The sequence below is a fragment of the Sebaldella sp. S0638 genome, assembly GCF_024158605.1.
Taxonomy (GTDB): Bacteria; Fusobacteriota; Fusobacteriia; order Fusobacteriales; family Leptotrichiaceae; genus Sebaldella.
Window position 1 is genome coordinate 22,512 of the sequence record NZ_JAMZGM010000039.1, and the last position, 12,028, is coordinate 34,539.

9 protein-coding genes and 1 pseudogene are annotated in these 12,028 nt (G+C 36.5%); all 10 read left to right on the forward strand.

Translation table 11 applies throughout. The annotated features are described in order from the left end of the window. On the forward strand, positions 1 to 1,095 hold the full coding sequence (gene cobD / locus NK213_RS11555; protein ID WP_253349291.1) for a threonine-phosphate decarboxylase CobD: 1,095 nt from the start codon (positions 1 to 3) through the stop codon (positions 1,093 to 1,095). After that, positions 1,088 to 2,095, forward strand: a complete 1,008-nt coding sequence (gene hemA, locus NK213_RS11560) for a glutamyl-tRNA reductase (RefSeq protein ID WP_253349293.1) — start codon at positions 1,088 to 1,090, stop codon at positions 2,093 to 2,095. The genes cobD and hemA overlap by 8 nt, the downstream gene beginning before the upstream one ends. A gap of 69 nt (positions 2,096 to 2,164) precedes the next feature. After that, positions 2,165 to 3,058 (forward strand): hydroxymethylbilane synthase, encoded by an 894-nt coding sequence (gene hemC, locus NK213_RS11565; protein ID WP_253349295.1) that lies wholly within the window; start codon positions 2,165 to 2,167, stop codon positions 3,056 to 3,058. After that, positions 3,051 to 4,532 carry a uroporphyrinogen-III C-methyltransferase gene (gene cobA, locus NK213_RS11570; RefSeq protein WP_253349297.1) on the forward strand — a complete coding sequence of 494 codons (1,482 nt, stop codon included), beginning with the start codon at positions 3,051 to 3,053 and terminating at the stop codon, positions 4,530 to 4,532. Before hemC ends, cobA begins: the two co-directional genes overlap by 8 nt. Positions 4,533 to 4,604: 72 nt before the next feature. Then, positions 4,605 to 5,906, forward strand: a complete 1,302-nt coding sequence (gene hemL / locus NK213_RS11575; protein ID WP_253349298.1) for a glutamate-1-semialdehyde 2,1-aminomutase — start codon at positions 4,605 to 4,607, stop codon at positions 5,904 to 5,906. Positions 5,907 to 6,206: 300 nt separating this feature from the next. Then, complete coding sequence (gene cobT, locus NK213_RS11580; RefSeq protein ID WP_253349300.1) at positions 6,207 to 7,238, forward strand: nicotinate-nucleotide--dimethylbenzimidazole phosphoribosyltransferase; 1,032 nt, start codon at positions 6,207 to 6,209, stop codon at positions 7,236 to 7,238. Then, positions 7,231 to 7,827 carry a histidine phosphatase family protein gene (locus NK213_RS11585; RefSeq protein WP_253349302.1) on the forward strand — a complete coding sequence of 199 codons (597 nt, stop codon included), beginning with the start codon at positions 7,231 to 7,233 and terminating at the stop codon, positions 7,825 to 7,827. Before cobT ends, NK213_RS11585 begins: the two co-directional genes overlap by 8 nt. A gap of 85 nt (positions 7,828 to 7,912) precedes the next feature. Further along, positions 7,913 to 8,890, forward strand: a complete 978-nt coding sequence (hemB, locus tag NK213_RS11590; protein ID WP_253349303.1) for a porphobilinogen synthase — start codon at positions 7,913 to 7,915, stop codon at positions 8,888 to 8,890. Further along, positions 8,887 to 9,639, forward strand: a complete 753-nt coding sequence (gene cobK, locus NK213_RS11595) for a precorrin-6A reductase (RefSeq protein WP_253349305.1) — start codon at positions 8,887 to 8,889, stop codon at positions 9,637 to 9,639. Before hemB ends, cobK begins: the two co-directional genes overlap by 4 nt. A 377-nt stretch (positions 9,640 to 10,016) precedes the next feature. Further along, positions 10,017 to 12,028, forward strand: a pseudogene (locus NK213_RS11600) (adhesin); the annotation flags it as partial.

The following is a 12,028-nucleotide window of genomic DNA, read 5'->3' on the forward strand; positions in this document are numbered from 1 at the left end:
ATGGATTTACACGGCGGAAATATATATAAGATTTTTAGGGAAAAAGAAGTGGATAAAATACTGGATTACAGTTCGAATATTAATCCTTTCGGACTCCCGGAGAGCCTGAAAAAAGCAATAACAGAAAATATGGACATTTTGGAAAAATATCCTGATCCTGATTACTATGATTTGAGAAAAACTATCGCGGAATATAACGGGACTGGAATAGATAATGTTTTAGCGGGAAATGGCGCTACAGAACTTATATTTTTATATATGAAAGCTGTGAAACCTGAAAAGGCGCTTATCTTATCTCCGACTTTTGCAGAATATGAAAGAGGGATAAAGTCAGCAGCACCTCAATGTGAAATTACTTATTTTCATTTGAAGGAGACAGAAGATTTTCAGCCTGATATGGAAAGACTGAAAGATGAATTACAAAAAGGCTATGATCTGATAGTTCTTTGTAATCCTAATAATCCCACAGGAAGATTCCTGCCAAAAGAAGAAATACGGGATTTGTTATCTGAATGTGATAAGTATGGTACAAGGCTTTTTGTGGATGAGGCATTTGTGGAATTCGTGGAAGGCGGTGTAAGCAGCAGTCTTGCCGGGGAGGATATTAATAAAAAAAACCTTTTTATAATAAGGGCATTAACAAAGTTCTTTGCTCTGCCGGGTCTTCGACTGGGGTATGCTTTGTTCTTTGACAGCAGCCTGAAAGAGATATTTGACAGTCTGAAAGAGCCGTGGAGTGTTAATGCATTTGCAGAACTTGCTGGAAAAACGCTGTTTTCAAATACTGAGTATATAGAAAAAACTGAAAACTGGATAAAAGAAGAAAAGAAATATATGTTTAATGAACTTAGTAAAATAAAAAATATAAAAGTATATAAGACAGAAACTAATTTTATTTTATTGAAAATGTATAATGAAAGTGCTTCACATGTAAGGGGCGAAATGCTGAAAAAAGGTGTACTTATAAGGGATGCGTCAAATTTCACCTATCTTGATGAAACATTTATAAGACTTGCAGTGAAAGACAGGGAAAATAACAATATTGTAATAAAAAAATTAGATGAAGTCATTAATGGAGATAATGAGAATGAATAGCATGAAAGCAGAGAATTTTTATATTATAAGTTTCAGCTATAAAAATCTGAATCTTGATGAACGGGAAGAATTCATCAGGACAGGTTATAAAAATATAGTTGAGGATTATTTTCAGAGAAAAGAAATAAGAGGATATACTGCTCTTGAAACATGCCTGCGTGTGGAACTTTATCTGGAAATCAGTGAGAATTTTGATATTGATATGTTTTTAGAAAGGATGAATGCTTCAAATACGAGGATTTACAGCGGTGAAGATGCAGTGAAGTATCTTCTTACGGTTATCTGCGGTCTGGATTCCATTATAAAAGGAGAAGACCAGATATTGGCACAGATAAAAAAAACATATCTTGAATATATGGAAAACGGGAAAACTTCCGCACTTTTGAATATTATTTTTAATAAAGCAGTAGAAACGGGGAAAAAATTCAGAAGTGTAAGCGGAATAAGCAGAAAAAATCTTTCTTTGGATTCTATAGCCGTAAAATTTATAAAATCAAAATTTTCCAATCTTGAGGATAAAAATATATTTATAATTGGTGTGGGAGAATTAAGTCAGGAAATACTTGCCATACTTCACAAGGTAAACAGCGATAAAATAACAATGACAAACAGAAGCAGAAAGAAATCAATAGAAGTGCAGAAATTATTTCACGGGGTTATGACTGCGGAATTTGATGAAAAATATAAAGTGGTAAAGGACAGTGACATTATTATCAGTGCCACATCAGCACCGCATCTGGTACTGAAAGAAAGCTTCATGCGAGAGATAATCAGCGACGGAAAAGAGAGGTTTTTTCTTGACCTCGCAGTGCCGCGGGATATAGATACCGAGCTGAAAAAATATTCCAATGTGACTTTGTTTCACCTTGAAGATATATGGGATGAATATAATAAAAATATAGACAGAAGAAATGATATAGCTGATGAGTATTATTATATAATTGAGGAACAGATGGTGAAACTGGAAGAAAAGCTTAGGAACAGATATCAGAGAAATTAATATTTTTTGATAAAACATAGATGTTGTTGGAATGTGATATTTTGTAAAATACAGGAAGAAGGCAGTATAATGAGAAAAATAATAATGGGGACAAGAGGAAGTCTTTTGGCAGTAGCTCAGGCAGAAACCGTAAAAAAAATGCTTGCTGAAAAGATTCCCGGTCTTGAAATAGAGATAAAAAAGATAGTAACAAGCGGGGATAAAGACCAGACTACGAACTGGGGAGGGGATTCTTCGCTGAAAAGCATGTTTGTAAAAGAGATAGAAAAAGAGCTTCTTGAGGGGACAATAGATTTTGCAGTTCATTCAATGAAGGATATGCCGCAGATTTCGCCAAAAGGACTTATAAATGCCTGTTTTCCTATAAGAGAAGATAACAGGGATGTACTGGTTTCGAAAAATAACACGGTTTTTTCAGAAATGCCGGCTGGTTCGGTAATAGGTACAAGCAGCCTCAGAAGAAAGTCAGCAGTAATGGAATTATATCCTGACATGGAAATAAAACCTATTAGAGGAAATATACATACAAGACTCGGGAAGCTGGATTCAGGAGAATATGACGGAATTATTCTTGCGGCGGCAGGACTTATCAGAACAGGGCTTGAGAATAGAATAAGCGAGTATATAGATCCGGAAAAAATGCCGCCCGCTCCTGCACAGGGGATTTTATGCGTACAGTGCAGGGAGAACAATGATGAAATATTAGAAATACTAAAAGAAATAGATGACAGGGAAACAAGAATAGTATGTGAGGCAGAAAGAGAATTTTCAAGAATTTTTGACGGAGGGTGTCACACACCAATGGGGTGTTTTGCAGTAATAAAAGGAGAAGAGATATTTTTAAAAGGGATGTTTTGTTCAGATGAAAAAATGTATTTCGGCGAGGCATGGGGAAGTACAGCGAATCCAAGAGAAGCAGCAGAAAAACTGGCTGATATAATCAGGAGGCAGATAAATGGGTAACGGAAAAGTATATATAGCAGGAGCAGGGTGCGGCGACCCGGGATTAATAACAGTGAAGCTGAAAAATGCTCTGGAAAATGCAGACTGCATTGTTTATGACAGGTTAGTGGGAAGTGCCGTGCTGAATTATGCAGGAAAGAATGCTGAACTTATTTATTTTGGCAAGGAAAATACCGAAGGCGGGCTGATACAGGAAGAGATAAACAAGATTCTTGTAAAAAAGGCTAAAGAGGGGAAGAATACCGTAAGGCTGAAAGGCGGCGATCCTTTTGTTTTTGGGAGAGGCGGAGAGGAAATACTGGAACTTGTGGAGGAAGGTATTGAGTTTGAGCTTATTCCGGGTATTACTTCAGCTGTAGCTGTCCCTGAATATGCGGGGATTCCTGTGAGCCACAGAGGTATTAATACATCATTTCATATATTTACAGGACATACACAAAAGGACGGAAGCTGGCCGAACCTTGAAGCAGCAGCAAAGCTCGAAGGTACTCTGATATTTCTTATGGGTGTAAAAAATCTCGGAAGAATATCAACAGAGCTTATAAAATACGGGAAAGATAAGGATATACCTACTGCTGTGATAGAAAATGGTTCCACTGCAAAGCAGAGGGTGACAGAGGGAACTCTTAAAGATATAGAGAAGCTTTGTATTGAGAAAAATGTAAAATCTCCTGCTGTTATTATAATAGGCGAAGTGGTAAAACTGCGTGAAAAAATGAAATGGTTTGAGAAGAAGGAATTTTTTGGAAAAACTGTTTTGGTAACGAGAAATCAGGAGCAGGTGCATTCACTTTCTGAAAAAATAAATGAAGCCGGAGGAAGTGCTTTGGAACTTCCGTTTATAAATATAAAATATAATGATTTTGAACTTCCTGATTTCAAAAAATATAAAGCGGTATTATTTAACAGTGCAAATGCTGTAAGAGGATTATTCGGAAAGATAAAAGACCTGAGGATTTTAGGGGATATAAAGATCGGTGCTGTGGGAATAAAGACACTGGAAGAAATCGAAAAAAATAAGATTATTCCTGATTTTTTTCCAAAAGAATATAAAATTGAAAAACTTGCTGAGATGGCTGTGGAATTTACAGGGGAAAATGACGGGATACTTGTGGTAACATCTGATATTTCGCCATTTGATGAAACAGTTTATTCAAAAAAGCATAACAGAAAATTTACGGCGCTAAAAGTATACAGTACAGAAAAGATAATAAGGGATAAAGCTGAAACAGAGGAATATATAAATAAAAGCGATATACTTACTTTCCTGAGTTCTTCTACATTTGAAGCATTTATGGGGAGTATAGGGTCTGATAAAAAACTTTTAGAGGGAAAGGCAATCGCTTCAATAGGGCCTGTTACAAGTGATACTATCAGGGAATACGGGATAAATGTGGATATAGAAGCAGAAAATTATACAGCAGAAGGACTTTTGGAAGCAATAGGGAAATTTGAAATACCTTCTGGAAATTAATAAACAGAATAAATGGAAGAGTTCCGGCAATATAACAGAGTTGCTATATTAATCATAGTTATGGAGGATTAGATGAATACGAAAAAATCAGGGGAAATCTTTGAAAGATCCCAAAAATCAATTCCGGGCGGGGTAAATAGTCCTGTAAGAGCTTTTAAATCTGTGGACAGGCAATATCCGATATTTATAGAAAAAGCCAAAGGGAGCAGACTTTATGATGTGGACGGCAATGAATACGTTGACTGTATAGGTTCATGGGGGCCGATGCTTTTGGGACATAATAATGAAAAGGTACTTGATGCTGTGAAAAAAAGCCTTGATGAGGGTACATCTTTTGGTCTTCCCACGAAAAAAGAAGTGGAACTTGCCGAACTTATAAAAAACTGTTATCCGTCAATAGATAAAGTAAGACTGACTACATCAGGAACAGAGGCTGCAATGGCAGCAGTACGTCTTGCAAGGGCATATACACAGAAAAATAAAATAGTAAAGTTCGAAGGATGTTATCACGGGCATTCAGATTCACTTATGGTAAAAGCCGGTTCCGGGCTTCTTACTTTTGGTCATCAGGATAGCAACGGGATAACAGAGGGAGTAATGAAAGATACAGTTACACTTCCTTTTGGCAACAGGGAAAAGCTTATTGAACTGCTGAATACAGAAGATGATATCGCATGTATTATCCTTGAACCGGTACCCGCTAATATGGGGTTGGTAATACCTGAGAAAAGTTTTCTGGAAATTTTGAGAGAAAAGTGTACGGAAAAAAATATAGTTTTGATTTTTGATGAAGTAATAAGCGGTTTCAGGGTATCCCTCGGGGGAGCACAGGAATTATACAATATTAATCCTGATCTGACTGTACTTGGTAAAATCATAGGCGGAGGTTTCCCTGTGGGAGCATTCGGCGGTAAAAAAGAAATAATGAATATGGTAGCACCTGTGGGAAATGTGTATCATGCGGGAACTTTATCAGGAAATCCTGTTTCTGTAAGTGCTGGTCTTGAAACTATAAATATTCTGAAGGAAAACAGAGAAATTTATGATATTCTGGAAAAAAGAACAAAGAAACTGGTGGGGAAGATAGAAGAACTTATAGAAAAATACAGTATAAAAGCTACTGTAAATCATATTGGGAGCCTGTATACAATATTTTTCTCTGATAAAAAAGTGGAAAATCTGGAAGATGCAATGGCTACGGATGATAAGGCATATAATATTTATTTTTCTACAATGCTTGAAGATGGAATAATAGTTCCGCCTTCAAAATATGAAGCGCATTTTATTTCATGGGCTCATAATGAGGAAGATTTTGAGAAGCTTACAGCAGGAGTGGAAAAAAGCTTTGCTGCTATAAGCGGAAATTTAGGCTGATCAAATTAGTTTTTGTATTTAAAAGCGAAAAAAATATTTAATCAAATTGTAACTATGGAAAGACAGAGGTCGGGGAGCGTTGGTAATATATTTTGCAGAAAGTTTTGTTATTTTATCTGAATTATTTAAATATAAGGCAGATGAACTCTAGTTGTATTGAGGTAGAAACTGTATGCAGAAATAATTGTATTACCAACGTCCCCCCGCCTCTGAAAATTATTAATTTACGACTTTCTGATTTACATCTTTGGGAGTGCATTGCTGCATTAGGGAAAGAAGCCGGAAAATAAGGAGGCAAATATGGAAATATTAAGAAAAACAATTGAAGGTATAGAAAAAATTAACAGGGAAAATATGACGAAAAAAGAGAAAGAACTGAATTCTCTGCTGAAAACACCGAAAGGTCTGGGGAAAATGGAAGATTTGGCAATACAGCTTGAAGGAATAAAAGAAAATTATACTCCGGATAAAAAAATAGTATTGGTCATGGCAGCTGACAACGGCGTGGAGGAAGAAAAGGTGAGTGCTTCGAAAAGAGTGATTACCCAGTATGTGGTAGAAGCAATGCTGGATGGTAATTCTTCTGTTAATTCACTGGCAGTTTCATTCGGGGCTGACGTAAAAGTAGTGGACTTGGGAATTGATTCCGAAAAAGATTTTTTGGGAATAATTAACAGAAAAATTATGAAAAACGGAACAAAAAATATAAGACGTGAAAGTGCAATGACTAAGGAAGAAGCAGTAAAGGCTGTAGAAACAGGCATAGAAATAGTTGATGAACTGGCAGAAAAAGGGTATAATCTTTTTGCACTGGGCGAAATGGGGATAGGAAATACTACCACAAGCAGTGCAGTATTAAATGTACTTACTGATATACCTCTTGAAGAGATAGTAGGCAGAGGAAGCGGAATAAATGACCTGACTCTGGAACATAAGAAAAATGTGGTAAAAGAATCTATAAAAATAAATGAGCCTGATAAAAGTGATCCGCTTGATGTACTGGCAAAAGTAGGAGGACTTGACATAGCGGCTATGACAGGGGCATTTCTGGGCTGTGCCAAAAACAGGATTCCTGTGGTAATAGACGGTCTGATATCAGGGGTGTCAGCTCTTCTTGCATATAAGCTGGCTGAGAATTCAAGAGACTATATGATTCCTTCTCATCTCAGCGAAGAGCCGGGGATGAAATGGCTGATGAAAGAAATGAATCTAGAGCCTGTATTTCTAATGAATATGAAGCTTGGAGAGGGCAGCGGGGCAGTGCTGATGTTTCCTTTTGTAGAGGCGGCCTGCAAAATTACAAAAGATGTGAGGTTATATCCTAATGTGTAAAGAAGAACAGCTGAATATATACTTTGTAAGGCATGGGGAGACTCTTTGGAATAAAGAGGAAAGAATTCAGGGCGAACTGGATTCACCGCTTACAATAAAGGGGATAGAAGATATACAAAAACTTGCCGGGAACCTCAGCGGCGTGGAGTTTGACGAGGTATACAGCAGTGAACTCGGCAGAGCTTATGAAACTGCTTCGATATTAAGCGATGGCAGACATAGAATAAAACGCCTGAAAGAGTTTAATGAAAAAAATTTCGGAGACTGGCAGGGAATGGAAATAAAGGAAATCTACAGAAAATATCCTATGCAGGCAGAATTTTACTTTAATGATATAAAAAACTATAATAATAAAGAGATAAATGCAGAAAGTCTGGAGCATGCACTGAGAAGATTTGTTCTGGGTGTAAGAAAAATAGTAAAGTCTCTAAGAACTGGAAATGTACTGGTAGTATCGCATGGGACAATCCTGAAACTTTTCTTTAATTATATTGATAATAAAGATGTAAATGAACTGAATGAAAAAGATCTTATGGAAAATACAAGTTTCAGAGTGCTGAAATATTGTGAGGGAAATTTGATGCTTTGACCTGTTTACAATGAGGATTTATAAACAGGAAACTTGATAGATATTAATTAATTTAAATATACATTAGTTAAGAGGGTGAACGTACATGTTTAAAAGACACAGAAGACTTAGAATAAATAAAAATATGAGAAATCTTGTGAAAGATGTATATCTGGACATTGATGATCTTGTATATCCATTATTTATAGAAGAAGGGGCAGATATAAAAAGTGAGATTCCTTCTATGCCCGGAATATACAGATATTCTATAGACAGGCTGAAAGAGGAGCTGGATGAAGTACAGGCATTGGGAATAAAAGCACTGCTTCTTTTTGGAATTCCGAAACATAAAGACGACAGAGCCGGTGAGGCATATAATGATCACGGAATAGTACAGGAAGCTTTGAGATATATAAAAAAGGATTATCCTGATTTTCTTGTAATAACAGATGTGTGTAACTGTGAGTACACAGATCACGGGCATTGCGGAATACTTGACGAAAACGGATATGTATTAAATGATGTGACATTGGAACTTTTAGCTAAAACAGCAGTTTCTCATGCTAAGGCCGGGGCTGACATTATAGCACCTTCGGATATGATGGACGGGAGAATCGAAAAAATAAGAGAAGAGCTGGATAAAAATGGTTTTGAAAATACACCGGTTATGTCTTATGCAGTGAAATTTTCATCGGCTTTTTACGGACCGTTCAGGGATGCGGCAGATTCTGCTCCAAAGTTTGGGGACAGAAAATCTTATCAGATGGATTACAGGGCAGAATTTGATGTGTTAAGCGAAGCTTTTGAGGATATAAAGCAGGGAGCGGATATGATAATAGTAAAACCTGCTCTTGCCTACCTTGATTTAATTGCAAAAATAAAGCAGGAATATAATATACCAATAGTGGCGTACAGTGTAAGCGGAGAATATTCAATGGTAAAAGCTGCGGCGCAAAATGGCTGGATAGACGAAAAAGCTGTAGTTATGGAAAAAATCTATGCTATGAAAAGAGCCGGAGCAAGTATTATAATTACATATTATGCAAAAAATATAGCGGAATGGCTCAGAGAGGAAAGAAAATGATCTGGCTGGTGGCAGGAACTAAGGATGCGAGAGTTATTGCCGGGAAACTTCTTGCTAAGGGGGCCGGCAGAATTCTGGTAAGTACTGCTACAGAATATGGAGGAAAGCTTTTTAATGATGAGCGGATAGAAGTGATTGATAAAAAGCTGGAATTTGAAGATATGAAGCTGCTTATAGATGGGAAAGGTGTAGATGTTATAGTTGATGCCAGTCACCCGTATGCTGTGAATGTGAGCAATAATGTGATGAAGGCGGCTGAAGATCTTAATATTAAGTATTTCAGGTTTGAGAGAAAAATGCTGGATTATGAAGGAGCGAAAAGATTCTCTTCGCTGGATAAAATAGTGAGGTATATAGGAGATACTTATAAGAATGAAAATATACTGAGTACTCTTGGAAGTAATAATCTGGAGGATATAAAGTCTGTTAGTGATGGGAATAATCTGTATATAAGAATATTGCCGACGGTTTCCTCAGTGGAAAAAGCCGAAAAGCTCGGCTTTATGGCGGGGAAAATAATTGCTGTGCAGGGGCCTTTTAGTAAGAATCTTAATAAGGTTATTCTTGAGGATTATAATATAAAGGTTTTAATAACTAAGGAGAGTGGTGAAACCGGCGGGGAGGCCGAGAAGATAGAGGCCTGTCTTGAGGCAGGGACGGAAATTCTCGTTTTGGAAAGACCGGAAATTAGTTATGTGAATTGTTTTGATGATGTGGATGAATTGGTAGGGAATGTTTTAGGAATTTAATGTCATCAGATTAATAAAAAAATTGATAAATTAGTATGGAACATCTCATGATCGAGTGTAAGATGAAGATTATGGGGTGTTTTTTTATGGTTGTTTGGTTTTTGATTCTATGTTAAGAATAAAGAATTATGATTATATTTCTAAGAAAGCCGGGAAATTATCAAAGAGAAATTATAAAACGAAAATGAACAGGAGAAAATTACTATAGAGGATTAAATTGAAATTATTTATAATATAATTGTGTGATTTTTAATTAATTAATTAAAAAAATCAGTGAAATTAGTATTTACATCCAATAATTGATTGAAATTTCAATTAATTAATGATATAATTTTTAACAATAAAATACAAATAAAAGGAAAAAGGTGAGGAAGTTTATGAAGAAAGGTAAGAGGAATAATTTTAGCAGGAAAAGTACAGCTATAGGTCTGTTGCTGGGAATGCTTATGAATATGATAAGTTTTTCTGACGGTACATTGATAAAAACAAGGAGCGGAGATACTGTAAGGGTGATAACAGCACCAAACGGGACTCCAATGATAGAACTGGCAAATCCAAACGGAGCGGGAATCTCAATAAATGAGTTTGACAGGCTGAGTGTAGATGAGAGGAATCTGATATTAAATAATATATCACCAAAAGAAGGATCAGTTTATCGGAGTGAGCTTGGAGGGCTGATAGCTCCTAACGAGAACTATAGTGGGGCAGCAGCAAGGGCGGTATTGATACGGGTGCATAATGACCCTACGGTGATAAATGGTTTTATAGAAGCCGCGTCAACAGGGAAGATGGATGTCTTCTGGACAAATCCTAACGGAATATACCTTAACGGGGGTATGGTAGGAAGGTTCGGGAATGTGACATTCACTACAGGGCGTATAACAGATGATCTTATGACAATAATGGTTAGAGACGGACGAATTGAGATTGGTACAGGCTTTAACGGTAATGCGGCAGAGAGTTTGAGTCTTCTTGCAAAGGAACTTAAGGTAAACGGGCAGCTAAACGGGAATGATATGACTTTAATAGGCGGACAATATGATTACAATACTTCAACAAAGCAGATAGTGAAACAGGGAGATAACCCAAACGAGGTATTAGTGTCAGCTTCAGCAGTAGGATCAATCTACGGGCAGAATATTTATCTCGTGGCAGTTGGTTCTGATATAGGAGTAAAAGGCGATTTAATAAGTCAGAAAGTGCTTAGAATAAATGCTGACGGGACAGTAACCACTAATAAAATACAGGGAACAGAAGGAATAGAAGTAAAAGGTAAGGAGTTTATCCAAAACACATCAACATTTACAGAGGGTAATTTAAAGATAGATGCAGATAAGGCTGTACTTAACGGAGCAGGGACACAGGCAGGAAGTATAGAGATAACAGGTGATCTTGAGAATAATGTGACTTTATATGCCAAGAATAGTATAACTGTAGGAAAAGATGTAATGAGTAAAGGTCAGATAATAGCAGAAGAAGGAGCTCTAAACATAAATGGGAGTCTTACAGCAGAGGAACTTGTTTATGGTAATGGGATAAGAGTAGGTAAGGGTCTTACGAATAAGTCTGATATGCAAAGTACAAAAGATATAATAATAGGATTAGATGTATTAAATACAGGAAAGCTGTTTTCAGATAAGTTGCTTAATATAGGCGGGAATATTGTTAATCATGGCATAGTGTACGGTAAGGACAGTATAATAATTAATAAGGTTCTGAATAATTCCGGAAGTTTACAGACAACTGGAGATTTAACTGCTAAAAATACAGTGAATACAGGGAAGTTAGTAGCAGAGGGGAATATATCAACAGCTGATCTTGATAATAATGGAGAAGTAATTGCGAATGGTAAGTTGTCTTCTGGAAATATTGATAATAAGGCAGCAGGTAAGATAAATACAGGCGTTGGGGTAAGTACGGCTGGGAATGTTTTTAACAGAGGAACCGTAAATACAAACGGAGATTTTGTGATAATCGGGAATCTTGAGAATTACAGTGTAATAAATGCCGGTGGTTTATTGAGTGCCAGAGATTTGGTAAATAGCGGAGCTTTGAAGGTATCGGATAAGATAGTGTCAAGAGGGAATGTTTTCACTAATAATGGTGAGATGTTAACAGGGAATCTTGATGTGGATGTATCGGGAAATATTGTTAATACTAATAAAATTACAGTTGTGGAGACAGCTAATTTAAAAGGGAATAACATAAATAATCAAGGGACTGTGGCTGCTAATAATATAGAACTGGCAGCACCAGTATTAATAAACAGCGGACAGATATTAGCATCAGAAACAATAACTGCAAATAATACGAGTTTGACAAACACTGGGAAATTGGCTTCAAACAGTAAAATAGACTTGAATAATTCATCAGTAATAAATAGAAATAC